Source organism: Microbacterium sp. bgisy207 (genome assembly GCF_057706855.1).
Genome location: NZ_JBYIPB010000008.1, coordinates 126,960 through 147,020, shown reverse-complemented (window position 1 = coordinate 147,020; position 20,061 = coordinate 126,960). Strand labels below are relative to the sequence as shown.

The 20,061-nt window shown below is 69.4% G+C and carries 16 protein-coding genes; 8 read left to right on the top strand and 8 right to left on the bottom strand.

What is annotated here, in order from left to right; genetic code table 11:
• Positions 1–61: 61 nt before the first annotated feature.
• From AC3ENO_RS09780 to AC3ENO_RS09770, 3 genes are all read right to left on the bottom strand, one after another.
• Positions 62–637 (bottom strand): DNA-3-methyladenine glycosylase I, encoded by a 576-nt coding sequence (locus tag AC3ENO_RS09780; RefSeq protein ID WP_434970496.1) that lies wholly within the window; start codon positions 635–637, stop codon positions 62–64.
• Positions 638–679: 42 nt separating this feature from the next.
• Positions 680–1,645, bottom strand: a complete 966-nt coding sequence (locus tag AC3ENO_RS09775) for an NAD(P)-dependent alcohol dehydrogenase (protein ID WP_434970438.1) — start codon at positions 1,643–1,645, stop codon at positions 680–682.
• 94 nt (positions 1,646–1,739) lie between these two features.
• Positions 1,740–2,666 (bottom strand): AraC family transcriptional regulator, encoded by a 927-nt coding sequence (locus AC3ENO_RS09770; protein ID WP_434970437.1) that lies wholly within the window; start codon positions 2,664–2,666, stop codon positions 1,740–1,742.
• Positions 2,667–2,759: 93 nt separating this feature from the next.
• On the opposite strand from AC3ENO_RS09770, the gene AC3ENO_RS09765 reads away from it, so the two are divergent.
• Positions 2,760–3,458, top strand: coding sequence for an alpha/beta hydrolase (locus tag AC3ENO_RS09765; protein ID WP_434970436.1), 699 nt, complete (start codon positions 2,760–2,762; stop codon positions 3,456–3,458).
• A gap of 56 nt (positions 3,459–3,514) precedes the next feature.
• Here the strand turns inward: AC3ENO_RS09765 and AC3ENO_RS09760 are convergent, their stop codons facing one another.
• The 4 genes from AC3ENO_RS09760 to AC3ENO_RS09745 all read right to left on the bottom strand — a co-directional run bounded on the left by AC3ENO_RS09760 (position 3,515) and on the right by AC3ENO_RS09745 (position 10,962).
• Positions 3,515–5,566: an acyl-CoA dehydrogenase family protein gene (locus AC3ENO_RS09760; RefSeq protein WP_434970435.1), complete on the bottom strand. Its 2,052-nt coding sequence runs from the start codon at positions 5,564–5,566 to the stop codon at positions 3,515–3,517.
• A 167-nt stretch (positions 5,567–5,733) separates the two neighbouring features.
• Positions 5,734–6,285, bottom strand: a complete 552-nt coding sequence (locus AC3ENO_RS09755) for a gluconokinase (RefSeq protein ID WP_434970434.1) — start codon at positions 6,283–6,285, stop codon at positions 5,734–5,736.
• 43 nt (positions 6,286–6,328) lie between these two features.
• Positions 6,329–8,284: a DNA helicase RecQ gene (gene recQ, locus AC3ENO_RS09750; protein ID WP_434970433.1), complete on the bottom strand. Its 1,956-nt coding sequence runs from the start codon at positions 8,282–8,284 to the stop codon at positions 6,329–6,331.
• 53 nt (positions 8,285–8,337) lie between these two features.
• Positions 8,338–10,962: a DEAD/DEAH box helicase gene (locus AC3ENO_RS09745; RefSeq protein WP_434970432.1), complete on the bottom strand. Its 2,625-nt coding sequence runs from the start codon at positions 10,960–10,962 to the stop codon at positions 8,338–8,340.
• Positions 10,963–10,975: 13 nt separating this feature from the next.
• Between AC3ENO_RS09745 and AC3ENO_RS09740 the strand changes: the two genes are divergently transcribed.
• The 5 genes from AC3ENO_RS09740 to AC3ENO_RS09720 all read left to right on the top strand — a co-directional run bounded on the left by AC3ENO_RS09740 (position 10,976) and on the right by AC3ENO_RS09720 (position 15,821).
• Positions 10,976–11,389 carry a GNAT family N-acetyltransferase gene (locus AC3ENO_RS09740; RefSeq protein WP_434970495.1) on the top strand — a complete coding sequence of 138 codons (414 nt, stop codon included), beginning with the start codon at positions 10,976–10,978 and terminating at the stop codon, positions 11,387–11,389.
• On the top strand, positions 11,389–12,420 hold the full coding sequence (locus AC3ENO_RS09735; protein WP_434970431.1) for a pirin family protein: 1,032 nt from the start codon (positions 11,389–11,391) through the stop codon (positions 12,418–12,420). Before AC3ENO_RS09740 ends, AC3ENO_RS09735 begins: the two co-directional genes overlap by 1 nt.
• A gap of 39 nt (positions 12,421–12,459) precedes the next feature.
• On the top strand, positions 12,460–13,005 hold the full coding sequence (locus AC3ENO_RS09730) for an ECF transporter S component (RefSeq protein ID WP_434970430.1): 546 nt from the start codon (positions 12,460–12,462) through the stop codon (positions 13,003–13,005).
• Positions 13,006–13,164: 159 nt separating this feature from the next.
• Entirely contained in the window at positions 13,165–14,979 is a 1,815-nt protein-coding gene (locus tag AC3ENO_RS09725) for an ABC transporter ATP-binding protein (protein ID WP_434970494.1), read from the top strand.
• Positions 14,976–15,821 (top strand): energy-coupling factor transporter transmembrane component T, encoded by an 846-nt coding sequence (locus AC3ENO_RS09720; RefSeq protein ID WP_434970429.1) that lies wholly within the window; start codon positions 14,976–14,978, stop codon positions 15,819–15,821. Before AC3ENO_RS09725 ends, AC3ENO_RS09720 begins: the two co-directional genes overlap by 4 nt.
• A 93-nt stretch (positions 15,822–15,914) precedes the next feature.
• Here AC3ENO_RS09720 and AC3ENO_RS09715 read toward each other — a convergent pair whose 3' ends face one another.
• Positions 15,915–17,078, bottom strand: a complete 1,164-nt coding sequence (locus AC3ENO_RS09715; protein WP_434970428.1) for an acyl-CoA dehydrogenase family protein — start codon at positions 17,076–17,078, stop codon at positions 15,915–15,917.
• 238 nt (positions 17,079–17,316) lie between these two features.
• Here AC3ENO_RS09715 and AC3ENO_RS09710 point away from each other — a divergent pair, with 238 nt between their 5' ends.
• Together AC3ENO_RS09710 and AC3ENO_RS09705 are read left to right on the top strand one after the other, a co-directional pair.
• Positions 17,317–18,390: an Rv2578c family radical SAM protein gene (locus tag AC3ENO_RS09710; RefSeq protein WP_434970427.1), complete on the top strand. Its 1,074-nt coding sequence runs from the start codon at positions 17,317–17,319 to the stop codon at positions 18,388–18,390.
• Positions 18,391–18,565: 175 nt separating this feature from the next.
• Positions 18,566–19,966, top strand: a complete 1,401-nt coding sequence (locus AC3ENO_RS09705; protein ID WP_434970426.1) for an HNH endonuclease signature motif containing protein — start codon at positions 18,566–18,568, stop codon at positions 19,964–19,966.
• Positions 19,967–20,061: the final 95 nt, after the last annotated feature.

Below are 20,061 nucleotides of genomic sequence, written 5' to 3'. Positions count from 1 at the left end.
GCCCGTCTCACCGGTCAGGGCAGGCGCGACGTTCTCCCCGGCGTCGGAGTTCTGCAAGGCGTCAGAGCGTGCGCCAGCAGCCCTCGATGTGGTCGTCGACCATTCCCGCGGACTGCATGAGGGCGTACACCGTCGTCGGCCCGACGAAGCGAAAGCCTCGCCGCCGCAACTCACGGCTCAGCGCCTCGGATTCCGGTGTCGTCGCGGGGAGCTCGCTCATCGTTCTGGGGCGCACTCGGGCGCGGTCCTGCGTAGCGAAGGACCAGAGCAGGGCGTCGAAGTCTCCGTCGGCGAGCTCGGCCACGAGCCGCGCGTTCGAGATCGTCGCTTCGATCTTGGCGCGGTTGCGGACGATGCCGGCATCCGCCATGAGTCGCTCGATGTCGGATGCATCGAACCGGGCTACGGCGGACGGATCGAAGCCCGCGAAGGCCTCGCGGAAACGGGGGCGCTTGCGCAGGATCGTGATCCACGACAGACCCGCCTGGAAGCCTTCGAGGCTCATCTTCTCGAAGAGTGCGCGATCGCCGTGAAGGGGCGCCCCCCACTCCTGGTCGTGGTAGCGCATGTACTCGGCATCGGCACCGACCCACCCGCAGCGGGCACGACCGTCGGCATCAATGGTCAGATCCTCGATCACTCCGCCACTCTATGGGCCGCCATCGACACTGACGGCAGCTCAGACCATCGTCAGCACGAGCTGCCCCGCCCGGCCACGCTCCAGATGAGCGTGAGCTGTCGATGCCGCATCGATCGGATACGTCGCCTCCACCACCGCACGGAGCTGACCGCGTCGCACGAGATCGGCCGTCGCCTCCAGATCCGCCTGCTTGCGAGAATCACCGCGCAGTCCGGTGAAGGCAAAGCGGGAGCGACGGCCGCGCGAGCCGAGCGTGACGATGTGCCACCAGAGCGCACCCGGTGTGAGGACGGTGATCAGGTACCTGCCGTGCGGTGTCAGAATCCGACGCGCACGCCGATAGCCGAGGTTTCCCTTGACATCGAAGACGACATCGAAGCGGTCTTCCTGACCGGCGACGTCGACGGCGCGGTAATCCCACACCCGCGAAGCACCCAAGCCCCGCACCACGGCGGCCCGCTCGGCACTGCACACCGCCGTCACCTCGGCTCCCCAGGCGAGGGCGAGCTGCACCGCGAGGGTTCCGACCGCACCTGATGCTCCGTTGACGAGCACCCGCTCACCAGGCTTGAGCCCCGCGGTGTCGCGGAGGAACGCCATGGCGGTGGCGTCGACGAGCGCGGCAGCATCCACGGCGGACAGACCCTCGGGCCGCTTCGCGATCACTCCCGACGCCCTCACCCGAATCAGATCCGCGTGGCATCCCATGGCTGCGCCAGTGGCACCCCACACCCGGTCACCGACGCGCACGTTCGTGACACCATCGCCCACGGACTCGACTGTTCCCGCGAAGTCAGATCCCTGCACCTGTGGCCGCGGGCGCCGAAGACCGGTGAAAAGGCGGGCAGCGAACGGTTCACCGGCGCGGAACGCCGCATCGGACGCGCCCACCGCACTGGCCTCGACTCGCACGACCACCGTCCCCGGTTCGGCGACCGGGATCGGTCGCTGCTCGACCACGACGACTTCCGGGCCCCCGTATGCCCGATTGACCACTGCGCGCATGACGCCTCCTCGTGTAAAGAATTGTTTACACGAGGCTACGCAGCCCTCACTGGTGTGTCAAGAATTTTTTACACCCCGGATGTCGAGGCCGCCGCTACGGCCCGTCCGCCGCGGGGCTGATGCCGAAGCGGGCACGATAGGCCCGGTGGAACGTCCCCGTGTCCGCGAAACCGCACTCCCGCGCGATGGCGGCAATCGTGCGCGTCCGCGGTGCCGCCGCCAGGAGCAGGTCCCGCGCGCGATCGAGGCGCGCCGTCCGCAGGTAGGCCCCCAGGGTCGTTCCCTCGCGTGCGAAGCGCTCATGAACAGTGCGTACCGAGCAACCGAACGCCCTCGCCACATCGGCTGCGTTCAGCGTTGGATCGGCGAGCCTGGAGTCGACGTACGCCTTCATCGTCGACACCCGATCGGGCGGGGAGACCCCGCGCGAGGCGGCGTCCAGGATCTCGATGACGGTGTCGACCATGGCGCGCGCGACCTGGGGCAACCCGCCCCGAACGGCGGAGGTGAGCAGGCCCACCTGGGTCCCCAGAACCGACCCCACCGCAGCCCGGGCGAGGACGTCATTCAGGACACCGGGTGTGGCCAGTCGAGGCTCCACCAACGCGCGCGGGATACGCAGGGAGGTCAACCGCAGCCGCCGATTCGGACTCACCGTCACCGTGAAGGGCCGAGCGTTGTCGAGGACGAGCGCAGCGCCCCGTGTCGCTGCCCACTCCAGGCCGCCCTGCCGCAGCCCCCACGGCGTCGCACCATGGTTGATGAACAACGCATCGTCGGGGACCTGCGTGATCGAGTGCTTCGTGCGATCGGCCCAGACGCCGGGGGTGTCGATCAGGCCGAGCGCCGCGCCACCGAACTCGTAGGTCGCGAAGTCCGCGTCGAACCCCGGACGTTGCGGACGCCGGGGCAGGACTCCGACGTACACCTCGGCGATCGCCTCGCAGAACCTATCGTGACCGCTCCACCCGGGCATGCCCCTGGTCGAGCCACGGAGGGTCGGACCCCAGACTGCACCCATCGCCACTCCTTTGCACGGGATGCCACTGACCGCGGGGCTCGCCCCTCACTATCGTCGGGAACCTCACACGGAAGTTCAAGAGAAAGGACACCGATGTCCCGCCCCACTCTGCTCCTCGTTCACGGCGCGTGGCACGGCTCGTGGGCCTACGAGCCGCTCGCCGAGATCCTTGCCGCACGAGGCTGGACCGTCGAGACGGTCGATCTGCCGACGGTCCACGCGCCCGACAAGGCTGAGCGCACCCTCGCCGATGACGCCGGCGCCGTCGCGGACGCGATCGACCGGATCGAGGGCCCCGTCGTCGTCGTCGCTCACTCCTACGGAGGCGTTCCGACAACGCAGGCCGCGACCGACCCGAAGGTGGCGCACATCGTGTACATCGCGGCGTTCGCCCTCGACGAGGGCGAAACGCTCCTCGGTGCAGTGGGAGGCGTGGCACCGGACTGGTGGCAGATCGAGGGTGCGTTGTCGACGGCGGGCAACGACGAACTGCCGCCGCGCACGCTCTTCTTCCACGACCTCAGCGAAGAGGAGTCCGAACGCGCCAGCGCACGACTCCTGTCGCAGGCGGTGCAGCCGTTCAGCGCCCCGCTCACGGCAGTCGCCTGGCGGGACCGCCCGACGACCTACCTGATCACCGAGGAGGACACCGTGTTCCCGGTCGTCGCCCAAGAGGCGCTCGCTGCCCGGGCGGGATCGCAGACGGCACGACTGCGATCGAGCCACTCGCCCTTCCTGTCGCAGCCGGATGCAGTCGCCGACGTGATCGAGCGCGCGGCGCGGAGCATCTGACAGCCGGACTCACGAGCCGGTGAGGCGGGGCATCGTCTGCGGTGACGGTCCCCGTCTCACCGGTTCGAGCGCGCGACCTTCTCGGGAACCGGCGCCGACCCCTCGGCCGCCTGCCGGGCGTAATACTCCGCGGCCTCGTCCTGCCGCTCCTGCTCGGCACCGGAGGCGATGGGGGCGCGCACATGCTCGGGCTCATAGCCGAACGCATCGACGAGCTCTTGCGCGTGTGGGCGGAGGCGCCGCAGCAGCCTGTCGATATAGCGGGTCACCGCCGCCCCGCGCTGGTTGGAGAGCCGCCCGTTGATGAGGTACCAGGACAGGTGCTTTTCGATGAGGGTGAGACCGAACAGGTCCCGAAGCCACGTCAGCACCTGCTTCGTATCGGCGTCGTCGACGCGGTTGACGGCATCCGTGAAGGCTTCCCACTGCAGCAGCTCGCCGTGCGCGCGCCCCGCCTCGATGAGCTCCGCCTGATTCTCGCTGAAGAGGGCCGCGGCGTCGGCCTTCGACATCTTGGATGCCGGACGCAGGCGCCCCGCGATGTCGGCGACCATCTGCTGCACGCGGTCGCCGAGCAGCTCATGCTGCTGGTCGGCGCGGAGACCGCGCTCGACGGCACGGGCCGTGGAGCCGAAGTCCGTGACGACTTGACCGAACTGGCGCAGTCCCGCGCCGTGGACGACGTTGCCGGCAGTCTGCCCCACCGCGAACCGAGCGAGCGATGCGGCATCCTTGCCCTTGAACTGCTTCGCGTAGTCCGAGAGCAGGCGCTTGCCGACCAGCTGGAGGAGGACATTGTTGTCTCCCTCGAACGTGACGTAGATGTCGAGATCGGCGCGCAGGGCAGTGAGTCGGTTCTCGGCGAGGAACCCCTGGCCACCGCAGGCCTCTCGCGCCTCCTGGATCGTGTCGAGCGCGTTCCACGTCGAGAGAGCCTTCAGCGCCGCGGCGAGGGTCTCGAGGTCCTCCCGCTCGTCGGGGGTGTCGGTGCGTCCGCTGAAGACGCCGTCGAACATCTGCAGGAGCTCGTCGTGAGCGAACGCCTGCGCGTAGACCTGCGCGAGTCGCGGCAGGAGCCGGCGCTGGTGCTTGCCGTAGTCGAGCAGGACGACCTCGGGCGTTCCCGCACCGTTGTCGAACTGCCGGCGCTGGTTGCCGTAGGTCACGGCGATCGTGAGCGCGAGCGCGGATGCCCAGGTCGCGGCACCGTCGAGCGAGACGCGACCCTGAACGAGAGCACCGAGCATCGTGAAGAAGCGGCGTCCGGGACTGTCGATCGGGCTGGAGTACGTGCCGTCGGGCGCGACATCGCCGTACCTGTTGAGGAGGTTCTCGCGCGGGATGCGCACGTTCGTGAAATGGAGGCGACCGTTGTCGATGCCGTTGAGTCCGCCCTTGACTCCGTCATCCTCACCACCGACGCCAGGCAGGAAACTGCCGTTGTCGTCGCGGATCGGCACGAAGAAGCAGTGCACGCCGTAGTTCACGCCGCCCGTGATCAGCTGCGCGAACACCGTCGCGGCCTTGCCGTGCAGCGCCGCGTTGCCGAGGTAGTCCTTCCACGCCCCGCGGAACGGAGTGTGGATGACGAACTCCTCGGTCTCGGGGTCGTATGTCGCGGTCGTGCCGATCGCCGAGACATCCGAACCGTGTCCGGTCTCGGTCATGGCGAATGCCCCCGGCAGGGCCAGCGAGATCACATCGGGAAGCCAGCGGTCGTGGTGCTTCTCGGTGCCCAGCTGATAGATCGCGGAACCGAACAGGCCCCACTGCACGCCGGACTTGATCTGCAGGCTCGGGTCGGCGAGGACGAGCTCCTCGAAGCCGGCGAGGTTGGCGCCGTTGTCTTCCAGGCCGCCGTACTTCTTGGGGAACGCGCGGCGGGATCCGCCGGCGTCGACGAGCAAATGCAGCTGGCTGAGGACCCGCTCGCGGTGCTCCTCCATGGGAAGCCCGTTCACCTGCCAGAAGGCGGGGTCCTTGATGAGCTCACGAGCTTCGCGCCGGGTATCTGCCCAGGTGCCCAACAGCATCCGTGACACCAGGTCCCGGTCGATGCAGGGTTCGACAGTGCGGGTTTCGGACGGACGGACGACAGCGTCAACCATGCGATCACCTCTCGATGAGGGGGAAGGGAACGTCACTGCCCACGGTAGGCATCCCACAAACACAGCCCAAATCACTTCACGATGCGCACAACGACGGCGGAGTGGCACCCCCGGCGTGATTGTGGCGTTGCGACAGGGCGCTCAGGATGCTGTCAGGGAGGCCCGCATTACGCCGCTCGATTCCGGGAAACCCACGCGACAGCACGGCTCGCGATCGTCGCCACGTCGTCGGCAACGTCGATCACGACGCCGTCCTCGTCGCTGCCGAGCGGCTCGAGAGTGGCAAGCTGCGACTGCAACAGCGCCGGCGGCATGAAGTGGCCGGTGCGCGCGAGAGCCCGGTCACTCAGGAGCTCGGGATCCCCGGCGAGGTGCACGAAGACCGTATGTGGGGCGTGAGTCCGGAGGCGATCGCGATACGACCGCTTCAATGCGGAGCACGCGACGACGACTCCGGATGCCTCCGCGGCAGCACCGTGGGGCACCTGTCCGCCGGCGGAGCGCAGCGCCAATCGCTCGCCGACCAGGTCGAGCCACGGCATCCTGTCGGCGTCCGTCAGCGGAATACCCTGCGACATCTTCGCGACGTTCTCAGGCGGATGCAGATCGTCCGCGTCGACGAAGGGGAGGTGCAGACGACGGGCGATCTCGATCCCGACCACCGACTTGCCACTCGCGCTCACTCCCATGACGACGATCGCGGTGCCGGGTCGGGTCATGCTGCCAGCCTAGGGCGGACGGCACCGCGATGTCGCAGCAGCGTCAGGCGTGGGCAGCGACGACAGCCAGGACGGCGTCGCCGTAGGCGTCCTTCTTCTTGGCGCCGATGCCGGTGATGCCCTCGAGGCCCGCCGCCGAGGTCGGGCGAGTAGCGGCGAGCGCGCGCAGGGTCGCGTCGCCGAAGACGACGTACGCGGGAACTCCCTGCTCGCGAGCGGTCTCGGCGCGCCAGGCGCGCAGCGCCTCGAAGAGGTCGCGGTCGGCGGGAGCGACATCCGCCGCCGCCGTCTTGCGAACCCGGGCGGCGCCCGCGCGCCCGGCGACGTCGCGGCGTAGCGGCACCGCCTGCTCGCCCTTGAGGACAGAGCCGGCAGCGTCACCGAGCGCGAGCGTGCCGTACTCACCGCGGGCGACGAGGATGCCGCGGGCAAGGAGCTGGCGCACGACGCTGCGCCAATCCTGGTCGGAGAGGTCGGATCCGATGCCATAGGTCGCGAGACTCTGATGGCCGAGCTGACGGATGCGGTCGGTGTCGGCCCCGCGCAGGATGTCGATGAGCTGGCCCGCGCCGTAGGCCTGCCCCCGCTCGCGCTGGAGGCGCACGATCGTCGAGAGGAGCTTCTGGGCCGGAATGAGACCGTCCCAGGTCTCGGGCGGCTCGAGGCACGTGTCGCAGTTGCCGCAGGGCTGTGCAGGCTGGCCGAAGTACCCGAGCAGGTTCACGCGGCGGCACTCGACGGTCTCGCAGAGGGCGAGCATGGCATCCAGGTGCTGGTGCTGCCGGCGTTTGCGCGCGAGATCGCCCTCGCCCCCGTCGATGAGGCGGCGCTGCTGCACGACATCCGCAAGCCCGTACGCCATCCACGCGATCGACGGGTCGCCGTCGCGGCCCGCACGACCGGTCTCCTGGTAGTACCCCTCGACCGATTTCGGGAGGTCGATGTGGGCGACGTAACGCACGTCGGGTTTGTCGATGCCCATGCCGAACGCGATCGTGGCGACCATGACGACGCCGTCTTCGCGCAGGAACCGCTGCTGGTTCGCGGCACGGATGCCGGCATCCAGCCCCGCGTGGTACGGCAGCGCGTCGACGCCCTGCGTGCGCAGGTAGGCGGCGGTCTGCTCGACGCTCTTGCGACTCAGGGCGTACACGATGCCCGAGACGCCGGGCGGTTGCGCCTTCACGAACGCGGCGAGCTGGCGACGGATGTCGACCTTCGGCTCGATCCGGTACTGGATGTTGGGGCGGTCGAAGCTGGCGACGAAATGACGCGCGGCGGGCAGACGCAGCCGGTCGGTGATCTCGCGGTGGGTCTCGCGTGTCGCGGTGGCCGTCAGCGCCATGCGCGGCACCCCGGGGAACCGCTCGCCGAGGTCGCCCAGCGCAAGGTAGTCGGGACGGAAGTCATGCCCCCACTGCGAGACGCAGTGGGCCTCGTCGATCGCGATGACGCTCAGCCGGCCGCGCTGCAGGAGTGCCGTCGTCGCGGCGCCCGAGAGGCGCTCGGGGGCGACGTAGAGCAGATCGAGCTCACCGGCGAGGTACGCGCGTTCGGTCTCGGCCCGCTCGGGCGCGGACTGCGTCGAGTTCAGCGCGGCGGCCCGCACACCGTTGGCCCGGAGGGCCTCGACCTGGTCGTGCATCAGGGCGATCAGCGGCGAGACGACCAGGCCCGTGCCCTCCCGCACGAGCGCCGGCACCTGATAGGTGACGCTCTTGCCGCCGCCGGTGGGCATGAGCACGACGGCGTCCCCACCCGCGATGACGTGGTCGACGATGTCGGCCTGATCGGCACGGAACGACTCGTAGCCGTAGACCTCGCGCAACACCGCCACAGGGTCGGCATCCGTGAACGACCGCGCCGGCGACGGGGCGGCGCGGCCCGGCGGGGCGATGAGCGGCTCCCAGTCCTCTGGCGGTTCCTCGTCCTCCGGCGGCGGGGCGAGGTCGTCGGGGTCCCACGCCACGTCGGCGTAGGGATCCTCGGGCGTGCTCACCATCCCACCGTAGCCCGCCCCCTCGACGCGGCGAGGGCCGCCTTGGGCCCTGCTCACAGCCGCACGACCTCGGTGACGCGCACCACCGCGGTGCCCTCCTCGACGGATGCCGCGAGATCCACCTCCGCACGGATGCGCCAGTCGTGGTCACCCGCAGGATCGTCGATGACTTGCTCGACACGCCAGGTGTCGTCATCCGTCGTGTCGATGACGCACAGCTGCGGCGAGCGCGCGGGGCCACCGGTGAGGATCTCGTCGTGCTCGTCGTAGTACCGATCCATCGCCGCGGACCAGTCGACGCCCGGATCGAGTTCTGCCAGCGCGTCGTCGTCCTGGAGTGCGGCCAGCTGCACCCGGCGGAACAGCTCGTTGCGGACGAGCACCGTGAACGCGCGGCGGTTGGTCAGCACAGACGGCGGCGCGGGCGGCACGACCGGCGCCTCGGGGTCGGGTGCCGGATTGACGAGCGCCGACCACTCATCGACCAGCGACGAGTCGACCTGACGGACCACTTCGCCCAGCCACTCGATCAGATCGAGCACCTCATCGGTGTGCGCCTCGGAGGGAACGGTCTGGCGCAGCGCGCGATAGGCATCCGAGAGGTAGCGCAGCACGAGCCCCTCGCTGCGGGCGAGTTGATAGAAGGAGACGTACTCGCCGAACGACATCGCCCGCTCGTACATGTCGCGCACGACGGACTTGGGCGAGAGCTCGAAGTCGAGCACCCACGGCTGGCTCGATGCGAAGACCGCGAACGACTGCGCCAGCAGTTCCGCGAGCGGCTTCGGATATGTGATCTCTTCGAGCAGCGCCATCCGCTCGTCGTACTCGAGGCCGTCGCGCTTCATGGCGGCCACCGCCTCGCCACGCGCGCGGAACTCCTGCTGCGACAGGATCGCCCTCGGGTCGTCGAGAGTGGCCTCGATGACGCTGACGACATCCAGCGCATAGTGTCCCGTGCCGGCCCCGCCCGCGCTGGCACGCGCATCCGAACTCCGCAGGATCGCGCCATCTTCGGAGGATTCCGGCTCAGAAGTGCGGAGTTCGCGCGATTCTGCGGAGTTGGCGGGGGCGGCAGGGGTGGGAGCAGGGGCGGGGGCAGGGGTGGGGTCGAGCAGCGAGATGGCGGCGAGCGCGAAGGGCGAGAGCGGCTGGTTGAGGGCGAAATTCGGCTGCAGGTCGACGGTGAGACGGATGCCGTCAGCGCCGGCATCCACGATGCCTGCCGTCACCAGCGTGCGGAAGATCGCAAGCGCGCGCCGGGCGAGCTCGTACTGCCTGCTGCGGGGCTCGTGGTTGTCGAAGACGAGCGAGCGCACGTTTCCGAAGACGTCGCCCCCGCGCCCGATGACGTTGATGAGCATCGCGGCCGTCAGCTGCAGGTGCGGCGTGAGCGGTTCCGGTTCGGCGGCGATCAACCGCTCGAAGGAACCCTCACCCCAGTTGACCTGGCCGGTGGGCGCCTTCTTGCGGACGATCTTCTTGCGCTTGGCGGCATCGTCCCCGGCTTTCGCGAGCGCGACGGCGTTCTCGATCTCCCACTCCGGCGCCATCACGACGACATTGCCGTAGGGGTCGAATCCGGCGCGGCCCGCGCGACCGGCGATCTGGTGGAACTCTCGGGCCGTGAGTTGACGCATCCGGGTGCCGTCGAACTTGGTCAGCGCCGTGATCAGAACCGTGCGGATGGGGACATTGATCCCCACCCCGAGCGTGTCGGTGCCGCAGATGACCTTCAGCAGCCCGCGCTGGGCCAGGGTCTCGACCAGCCGCCGGTAGCGGGGAAGCATGCCCGCGTGATGGATGCCGATGCCGGCGCGCACGAGGCGCGAAAGTGTCTTGCCGAATCCGGTCGTGAAGCGGAATCCCCCGATCTCGGCGGCGATCGCGTCGCGCTGCTCTCGCGAGGCGATCTTCGTATTGATCAGTGCCTGTGCCCGCTCGAGCGCGGCAGCCTGCGAGAAGTGGACGACGTAGACCGGCGCCTCCTTCTCCTCCAGAAGCCGTTCGAGTACCTCGTGGACGGGGCGGCGCTCGTACGAGAAGTGCAGCGGGACGGGCCGCTCGACGCCGGTGACCAGCGCAACCGCCCGATCGGTGCGCCGCTCGAGGTCGCTCACGATCGGTGTGACATCGCCGAGCGTCGCCGACATCAGCAGGAACTGCGCCCGCGGAAGCATCAGTAGCGGGATCTGCCACGCCCAACCCCGCTCCGGATCGCCGTAATAGTGGAACTCGTCCATGACCACCGCGTCGATGTCGGCATCCGCGCCCTGCCGCAGGGCGATGTTGGCGAGGATCTCGGCCGTGCAGCACACGATCGGCGCATCGGGATTGACCGCGGAATCGCCCGTGACCATCCCGACCCGCTCGGCACCGAAGATCTCGACCAGGGCGAAGAACTTCTCGGCAACGAGAGCCTTGATCGGCGCTGTGTAGTACGAGCGGCCACCCCGCGCGAGCGCAGCCGCGTGCGCCGCGATCGCAACCAGCGACTTGCCCGTTCCCGTCGGGGTGGACAGCACGACATGCGCACCCGACACGATCTCCATGACCGCCTCGTCCTGCGCGGGATAGAGACGGATGCCGCGCCCCTCGGCCCACGCGACGAACGCGTCATAGACGGCATCCGGGTCAGCGCCGCTCAGGGCATCCGGAAGCGATGGGCGAGTCGTCACCCCCCGAGTCTGCCTGACCGACGCGGACGGACGGCGCGTTCCGCGACGTCTCGCGGAACACGGGGGCCGCCGCCTACGTTGGGAGGAAGCGACGAAAGGACAGGCGATGGCCGACACCGATGTGACCCCCGAGGTCGTGCGCAACGACGACAAGGGACGATACGAGATCAGCCTCGACGGAGTCCTCGCGGGCTTCACCGAGTTCGCAGCCGACGATCAGGGCCGGCTGGTCTTCCCGCACACCGAGATCGATCCCGAGTTCTCGGGGCGCGGATTCGGTTCCGAGCTCATCGGGGAGGCGATGACGGATGCCGCATCGCGCGGCGAGACCGTGGTTCCGCAGTGCTCGTTCGTCGTCCGCTACCTGCAGAAGCACGAGGTGAACGGGCTCGATATCGCCTGGCCGAACGAGTCCGCGTCGGCCTGATGACCAGGCTGGATGCCGACGCCGCGGTCGCCGAGGAGGGCGCGGCCGATTGCGACGGGCCGCGGCTGCTGAGCCTCGAGGTGCGCGACGTTCCCCTCGGGGGACTGCGCGGCATGCAGGTCTCACGCGCACTGCCGCAGCGCGAGCTGCCGATGGTCGGAGCATGGTGCTTCCTCGATCGCTTCGGGCCCCAGCGGACGACGATGCGGGTCGAACCGCACCCGCACATCGGGCTGCAAACCGTGACCTGGCCGATCCTGGGCGAGGTGCGTCACCGGGACTCGGTCGGCAGCGACGTCACGGTACGTCGCGGCGTGCTCAACCTGATGACCGCGGGTGCGGGGATCGCGCACTCCGAATACTCGGTGGGCGAGACGGATGTCGACCTGGACGCACTGCAGCTGTGGGTCGCTCTGCCCGATGCGACCCGCTTCGGGCCGGCATCCTTCGAGCAGCACGACGGGCTGCCCGTCCTCGACCTGCCCACCGCCGCCGGGACAGCGAGCGCGACGGTCGTGCTCGGCAGCCTCGGTGACGCATCGTCGCCCGCGACCGTGCACACGCCCATCGTGGGCGCCGAGCTGGAGCTGGGACCCGGGACGGATGCCGAGGTGCCGCTGCGCCCGGAGTGGGAGCATGCGCTTCTGCTTCTGGGCGGCGACACGACGGTGGACGGCAGGCACGCCTCAGGAGCGCAGAGCAGAGCCGGGTCCGAGAACAGCGCTGGAACCGAGAACGTCGCCGCTCTGGATCCGACGCGACTGCTGTATCTGGGCACGCAGCGCGATGCGATCACCCTCCGCAGCGAGGCGGGAGCGCGACTGTTCCTGCTCGGCGGCGAGCCGTTCCCCGAAGAGATCGTGATGTGGTGGAACTTCGTCGGACGCTCCCACGACGAGATCGTCGCCGCTCGCGAGGACTGGGAGAACTCGGCCGCCCGTTTCGGGCACGTCAGGGACCACGGGCCCGAGCGGGTCCCAGCGCCTCCGCTTCCCGGGGTGCGCCTGACGCGTCGCCGGCGGCGGATCTGACACAGACTTTGGTCCCGAACGCGGGACTACGCTGATACCGTGGCCCGAACCTCCGTCCTGACGACGCGCGTGCTCCTCACGACCGCCGCGATCGGCGTGGCGACGGGTCTGCTCGGGGGCATCGCGGGCTGGGTCACTCCCGTCATCCTCGTGACCGTGCCGATCCTGTACGGCGTCGTGCTGGGCGCCCACGTCCTGCCCGGCATCATCGCGCAGGAAGTCATCCGGCTGCCGTGGGTCGCGCTGCTCACCCATGTCTTCGCGGCGCTGGTCGCCAGCGCCATGGCGCCGCAGTGGGCGCTGCGATTCCTCGGCACGGCGATCCTGTTCGGCGGCATCCAGGAGCTGGTCGCGGCGCTGACCCGCTACCGCGTGTGGGACGCGTGGCGCTTCTTCATCTCGGCGGTGGTCATCGGCGTGCTGGTTGCCGTTGTCGTCGCGTTCGCCGCCGACCTCGCTTCGCTGCCGCTGTGGGCACAGATCGTCTACCTCATCGTCGCGGTGCTGGGCCCCGTCGCGTGGACGGCCGCGGGACTCGGAATCGGCGTGGCGTTGCGGCGCGCCGGGGTCGCCCGCCGCCGATGACCTCGGTCACTGCACCCTCGGAACCTTCTCGTTTCCGGGGCATGTCGAGTAAGGGTCAACTAAGTTAGGGAATACTTCCCTTTCCGACGAGGACCCGTGACCACACCCTCCGCATCCGCAGCGCGCCCCGCAGCCGTCGCACCCGCTCGGGTGGACGCGATGCCCGGTGACGGGTCGCGCGGGGTCGAGCCTCCCGACCCGCGTGCACCGCTGCTGCGCCTGCGCGATGTCGCGATCACGCACGAGGGCGAGGATGCCGCCACTCCCGCATCCGTGTCGTTCGAGGTCGCGCGTGGCGACGTCGTGCTGCTACTCGGGCCGAGCGGCTCCGGCAAGTCGACGATCTCGCTCGCGATGAACGGCCTCATCCCGCATGCGGTGCCCGCCGCCATCGCGGGCAGCGTGGAGGTGGCCGGAATGGACACCGCGACCCACACTGTCGCGCAGCTGTCCACGCACGTGGGAATCGTGTTCCAAGATCCCGACGCGCAGCTGGTGACCGGAACACTCCTGGACGAAGTCTCGTTCGGCCCCGAGAACCTGCGGCTGCCGGTGCCCGAGGTGCTTTCGCGCGCCGAGTCGGGACTGCGTCGCATGGGGCTGTGGGACCGGCGATCCGAGAACCCGGACCGCCTCTCGGGCGGGGGCCGCCAACGCCTGGCGATCGCGTGCGCACTCGCGATGGGCGCACCGCTTCTCGTCCTCGACGAGCCGACCGCGAACCTCGACCCGCAGGGTATCGACGATGTCTACGCGGCGCTGGCCGAGCTCGCGGCATCCGGCGACCGGGGCATCGTGCTCATCGAGCACAACCTCGACGCCGCCGTCGCGTTCGTCAATCGCGTCGTCGTCATGGATGCCGAGGGCGTCGTCGTCGCGGACGGGTCGGTCGATGACATCCTGCGAGATCGAGCCGACGAGCTGCTCGAGCTCGGTGTGTGGCTTCCCACCTCGACGCTCGCAGCTCTGCGGCTGCGCTCGGCCGGCTACCGGTTCGACCCGCTGCCGGTCACTCCCGATGAGCTGCGCGCCGCCCTCGACAGCCAGCCCTCGCCCGCGGCCCGTTCCGCCGAGCAGAGGAGGCTCGGCTCAGCCGAGGACTCCGCCGCCCCGGGGCCCCTCGTGTCAGCCGATTCTCCTCACGCCGGCGTTGCGGGAGGCCGCACGGGCGCTCCCCGCATCGAGGTGCGCGGGCTCACCCTCCGGCGACGCAAGACCGCAGTGCTCAGCGACGTCTCGCTCGACGTGCGCGACGGCGAGTTCCTCGCGATCGTCGGCGCCAACGGTGCCGGCAAGACAACGCTGATCCAGGCGGTTGCCGGCGTCCTCACGCCGCCACGGGGGACGGTCCACGTGGATGGCCTCGATGTCGCCCGCCTCGACGAGCGCGCACTGTGGTCTCACGTGGGCTTCGTGTTCCAGAATCCGGAGCATCAGTTCATCGCGGCATCCGTGTTCGACGAGATCGCGCATGGCCTGCGCCGCCAGCAGCTCGACGAGGCCGAGATCGAAACCCGCACCCTGGCTCTGCTCGACCGGTTCGGGCTGCGGGAGCGGGCCCACGTGCACCCGTTCCTGCTGTCGGGAGGACAGAAGCGGCGACTGTCGGTCGGTACCGCACTGGTTGCGGGAGCCCCCGTTCTCGCGCTGGACGAGCCCACCTTCGGTCAGGATCGCGCGCGGGCCGAGGAGCTGCTCACACTCCTGCGCGACCTGAACCGGGACGGCACGACGATCATCGTCGTCACCCACGACATGCAGCTGGTGGCCGAGCACGCCGATCGCGTCGCGGTGATGGAGGCGGGCCGCGTCACCGCGACCGGGTCGCCGGCGGAGATCTTCGCGGATGCCGACCTCATCGCCCGGGCAGGGTTGCGGCTGCCTCCACTCGCCCGCGCTCTCGCGCCGCTCACAGCGCACCCATCCCTGACGGCGATCACGCGCGTCGCCGACCTTCCCGGGGGCGAGCCGTGACGACCGCATCGACCGTGATCCCGGCATCCGTGGCCGAGGACCCCTACGCCGCAGCGCCGCGTACTTCCGCACTGCGGTTCCTGTACGCGCTGAATCCGCTCGCGAAGATGGCCGCCATCCTGCCCGCGATCGTGCTGCTCGTGTTCGTCCGCGATCTCGCGACGCCTCTGGCCTTCCTCGCCCTGGCCTACGTCGTCCTGCTGGTCGGCATCGCCCTCAGCATCCGCGCCGCCGCCGTGCTCACCCTCGCGATCCCGGGCGCGATCCTCGTGCTGGGCGTCGGCTTCTCACTCTGGACGGATGCCGCGCTTGTCGCCGACACTCCACCCGTGCTGCAGATCGGTGCATGGACCCTCCACAGCGACGCGCTCCAGATCGGGTTCGCGACGGGGCTGCGTCTGGGAGCGATCCTCGCGCTGTCGCTCATTCCCGGGCTCAGCACCACCGGCCCCGACCTCGTGCGCGCGTGTGTGCAGCAGCTCCGCGTGCCCTACCGCATCGGCTACACCGCGCTTGCCGCCTTCCGCTTCGTGCCCCGCTTCGGACACGAGCTCGAGATCATCCGCCAAGCACACCGGGTGAGAGGCGCGCATCGCGGGCGCGGTCCGATCGCGAGCGTGCGCCGGTGGGCGAGCTACATCGTCCCGCTCCTGGCGGGCGCGATCCGTCACGCCGAGCGGGTTGCCCTCGCGATGGATTCTCGTGCCTTCGGCGCCTACCCCGAGCGCACCGAGCGCCACCTCGTACCCTTCCGGGCCCGGGATGTCGTCTTCATCGCCGCCTTCTGGGTTGCGTCAGCCGCGCTGTTCGTCGCGTTCTTCCCCTGGGCGCCGCCGATCTGACCCGAGGTGCCGTGGCCGGCACCGACACGACGGATGCCGTGACCCCGGCCCGGTGGGAAGCGGCGGTCACGGCATCCGTGTCGACGTCGTCGATCAGCGCTTTCCGGCGAGATCCCGTCCGACGATCTCACGCATGATCTCGTTCGTGCCGCCGTAGATGCGGTGGACGCGGGCGTCGAGGAACGCGCGGGCGATCGGGTACTCGGTGATGTAGCCGTATCCCCCGTGCAGCTGTACGCCGAGGTCCAGGACCTCCCACTCGCGCTCGGTCGCCCAGAACTTGTACTTCGCGGCCTCTTCGGCGCTGAGCTTGCTGTCCTTGTAGGCACGCATGACGCGGTCGGTGTATGCCCACAGCGCCTCGACGTTCGCCGACATGTCGGCCAGGCGGAAGCGCGTGTTCTGGAAGTCGGCGATCCGCTCGCCGAAGGCCTCGCGGTCCTTCGTGTAGGCGAGGGTCCAGTCGAGCGCCGCCTGTGCGGCCGCCGCGCCTGCGACCCCGATCGACATGCGCTCCAACGGCAGGTTCATCATGAGCTGCACGAAGCCCATGCCCTCACGGCCGCTGATGAGGTTGGCCTCCGGAACGAAGACGTCACTGAACGAGAGCTCCGCGGTGTCGTGCCCGTGGAAGCCCATCTTGTGCAGCTTCTTACCGTGGTCGAATCCCTCCATGCCGTTCTCGATGAGCAGCAGGCTGAAGGCATCCGGGCGGTTACCCTCGCCGGTCTTGACGAAAGTGACCACCAGGTCGGCGGTCTTGCCGCTGGAGATGAACGTCTTCGCACCGTTGACGATGTAGCCACCGTCGACCTTCTTCGCGGTCGTCTTGATGCCGCGCAGGTCGCTGCCGGCGCCGGGCTCTGTCATCGCGAGAGCGCCGATCACCTCGCCGGTCGCCATCCCGGGGAGCCACTTCTCTTTCTGCGCCTGCGTGCCCATGTGCACGAGGTACGGCACGGCGAGGTCGTCCTGGATGCCGAACGCGCCCGCGAGCGAGCCGGATCCCGCCGCGATGACCTCTTCCATGACGATCGCGCGGAAGCGGTAGTCCTGCAGCATTCCGGCGCCGCCGAACTCCTCCGGCACCGACAGGCCGATGAGCCCGGACTCGCCGGCGGCCTTCATCGTGTCGCGGTCGATCTCGCCCTCGGCATCCCACCGGGCGATCGCCTCATTCGTGACGTATCGCTTGACGAACTCCTTGACGACGTCGCGGAACGCCTCGTGGTCCTCGTCGTAGATGTCGCGCTCCATGTGAGCCCTTCCTTCTCCATCGATGGTGTGGGTCTGCCGCGGAATCGGCCGATCGGCGCCCTCGCCGTCGCGATTCTATGCCCCGCCACCACACGGGATTCGAACCGGCTGTGGGATTGCGGTTCACGGTCCGCGGTACTGAGTCCCGCATTTGTGGGATGCCTCCAGCTTCGGCATCCGGTTCGAATCAGAATATCGCCTGCTTGACTTGGCATCGTATTTTTGTTCGACTATGGCGATGCGGTGGAACGGACAGGCAATCGGCGCGATCGACGACGGTGCACTCCCCGGCATGGAGCACCTCGGCGGATTCGTGCGATCGGTGACGACTCCGGAGTTCGCGGGCATGACCTTTCACGAGGTCGTCGCCAAGAGCGCGCTGAACCATGTCCCGGGCGCGTCGGCGATGCCGTTCGACTGGACCGTGAACCCGTACCGAGGATGCAGTCATGCATGCTCCTACTGCTTCGCCCGGGGGACGCACGAGTACCTGGAGCTCGATTCCGGGCGCGACTTCGACTCGCAGATCGTCGTCAAGGTCAATGTCGCAGACGTGCTGCGTACCGAGCTGGCCCGACCGTCGTGGACGGGCGACGCGGTCATGCTGGGTACCAACACCGATCCGTATCAGCGTGCGGAGGGACGCTACCGGCTCATGCCCGGAATCATCCAGGCGCTCACCGACGCCGGCACCCCGTTTTCGATCCTTACCAAGGGCACTCTGCTGCGCCGCGATCTGCCGCTGCTGACGGAGGCCGCGCGCGAGGTCGATGTGTCGCTCGCGATGTCGATCGCCGTCTTCGACGACACGCTGCAGCGCGCACTCGAGCCGGGCACCCCGAGCGCGTCTGCCCGCCTCGAGACGGTGCGGGCGGCGACGGATGCGGGATTTCGGGTGACGGTCTTCCTCATGCCGATCCTCCCCCACCTCACCGACTCCGTCGCGGCGCTCGATGACGCGCTCTCGCGCATTCGAGCCGCGGGGGCGCATCGGGTCGTGTTCGGCGCCCTTCATCTTCGCCCGGGTGCGAAGCAGTGGTTCTGGCAGTGGCTCGAGCGGGAGCATCCGGAACTGGTCGGTGCGTACCGCGGGCTGTATCCGGGCGCCTCGGCATACGCACCGAAGCCCTACCGGCAGTGGCTCGCCAAGCGTGTACGACCGCTCCTGCGGGTGCACGGCCTCAACGGTCATGCCGAGGAGGAGGCGCCGCCCCGCGAGCCGGTTCCCGGGCTGGCCGCGCGGCGCGCTGCGGCATCCGTCGTCACCACCTCGCGCGGGCGGCGGGCGGATGCCGCGGCCATGCTGTTCTGAGGGCGGTCGGGCGCTCCCGCACGCCGCCCGACGGGACGGGCTGCGACAGGTGCGACAGGGAGGTGCGCGCCCCTGCTGTGCGTGGGACACCTCCCCTCCGGTGGCGGGCACGACAGCTCCCAGCGGCTCGCACGACGCTCCGGACAGTGTCGGAACCCCCTGTCAACATGGGAACATGCATTCGAACGCGGTCATCGACTTCAGCGACACCGACGTCGCTGAGCTGTCGGCGATCGTCACCGCGGTCGAGCGCGCGAACGCCGACCGCGCCGCGGCAGAGGTCGCGCAAGTGCGTGCGCTCGCGCGTGCGGGAGCGCTGGCCGCCCGGCAGGCTGCGGGGCAGGCGAGCCGGGTGCGCGCGCACGACATGGCGTTGCGGGGCATCGCGGCCGAACTCGCCGGTGTCTCGCGCACCAGCGACCGCTCGATGCAACGGCAGATCGACGAGGCCCGCGTGATCGTCGACGACTACCCGACCTCCCTGTGCGCGTGGGAGCGCGGCGAGATCACCCGCGGGCACGTCCGCGCGATCACGGATGCCGGAACTCCCCTCCCGCCCGAAGCCCGCGCCGAGTTCGACCGGCGCGCTGTCGCCCTGTGCCTGGACCAGACCCCGAACCAGGCCCGGGGGCCGCTCGAGATCCTCGCCGCACGCCTGCACCCCCGCACTCCGGTCGAACGGTACCGGGACGCGCACGAGAACCGCACCGTCCGGGTCGTGCCCCTTCCCGACGGGATGGCGGACCTGTGCGTGACCATGGCCGCCGTCAAGGCCCACGCCGTGTTCGACCGCATCACCCAGATGGCACGCACCATCACGGATGCCCGAACCCCCGACCCCGCCACCGGCCGCGTCCCCGACCCGATCATCGCCACCGACACTCGCACGATGGACCAGATCCGCGCCGACGTCGTCGCCGCGATGCTGCTGGCCGGCGACCCGCTCGCCGACACCACGATCGACGGCGACGGGCCGGGCGAACTCGGCGCCATCCGCGCGAAGGTCCAGATCGTCGTTCCCGCCCTCACCCTCCTGGGCACGGATGCCGAACCCGCCGAACTCGTCGGCCACTGCCCCATCGACGCCGAAACCGCCCGCGAACTCGCGTTCGGCGCATCCTGGTGGGAACGACTGGTCACCGACCCGGTCATCGGAACCGTCCTCGAATGCGACGGCTACGCCCGCCCCGCAGCGCTGGGCCGGTGGCTGCGCGCCCGCGACCGCCGGTGCCGGTTCCCCGGATGCACCATGCCCGCCATCCGCTCCGAGGTCGACCACACGATCGACTACGCCCTCGGCGGCACCACCGAAGCCACGAACCTCGCTCACCTGTGCCAGCGACACCATTCGATGAAGCAGTTCACCGCCTGGAAGGTCCGACAGCTCGAACACGGCGTCCTCGAATGGACCTCACCCACCGGCCGCGTCTACCTCGAGAACCCGCCCCCGATCTCGGTCGCCTTCACCGTCGACGACCCACCCGGCGATAGGTCCGGCGCGCCACCAGGTGTGCCACTCGCTGAGAAGCGCGACAATTCACACCTCTCGGCAGATCACGGCCCCGCCCCGTTCTGAGTCGGCGTACCCCCGCTTGACTCTGGGAATCCCGATTCTTGGGCTACCAGGCGCCCGCGCGCCTAGCGTCACATGGCGAGCCACGTGACGCTAGG

Excerpts from the sequence above, each read along its gene's own strand:
- AC3ENO_RS09775 (WP_434970438.1), bottom strand. The coding sequence starts at position 1,645 with ATGCGCGCAGTGGTCAATCGGGCATACGGGGGCCCGGAAGTCGTCGTG.
- AC3ENO_RS09770 (WP_434970437.1), bottom strand. The coding sequence starts at position 2,666 with ATGGGTGCAGTCTGGGGTCCGACCCTCCGTGGCTCGACCAGGGGCATG.
- AC3ENO_RS09765 (WP_434970436.1), top strand. The coding sequence starts at position 2,760 with ATGTCCCGCCCCACTCTGCTCCTCGTTCACGGCGCGTGGCACGGCTCG.
- AC3ENO_RS09760 (WP_434970435.1), bottom strand. The coding sequence starts at position 5,566 with ATGGTTGACGCTGTCGTCCGTCCGTCCGAAACCCGCACTGTCGAACCC.
- AC3ENO_RS09755 (WP_434970434.1), bottom strand. The coding sequence starts at position 6,285 with ATGACCCGACCCGGCACCGCGATCGTCGTCATGGGAGTGAGCGCGAGT.
- AC3ENO_RS09735 (WP_434970431.1), top strand. The coding sequence starts at position 11,389 with ATGACCAGGCTGGATGCCGACGCCGCGGTCGCCGAGGAGGGCGCGGCC.
- AC3ENO_RS09725 (WP_434970494.1), top strand. The coding sequence starts at position 13,165 with ATGCCCGGTGACGGGTCGCGCGGGGTCGAGCCTCCCGACCCGCGTGCA.
- AC3ENO_RS09715 (WP_434970428.1), bottom strand. The coding sequence starts at position 17,078 with ATGGAGCGCGACATCTACGACGAGGACCACGAGGCGTTCCGCGACGTC.
- AC3ENO_RS09710 (WP_434970427.1), top strand. The coding sequence starts at position 17,317 with ATGCGGTGGAACGGACAGGCAATCGGCGCGATCGACGACGGTGCACTC.
- AC3ENO_RS09705 (WP_434970426.1), top strand. The coding sequence starts at position 18,566 with ATGCATTCGAACGCGGTCATCGACTTCAGCGACACCGACGTCGCTGAG.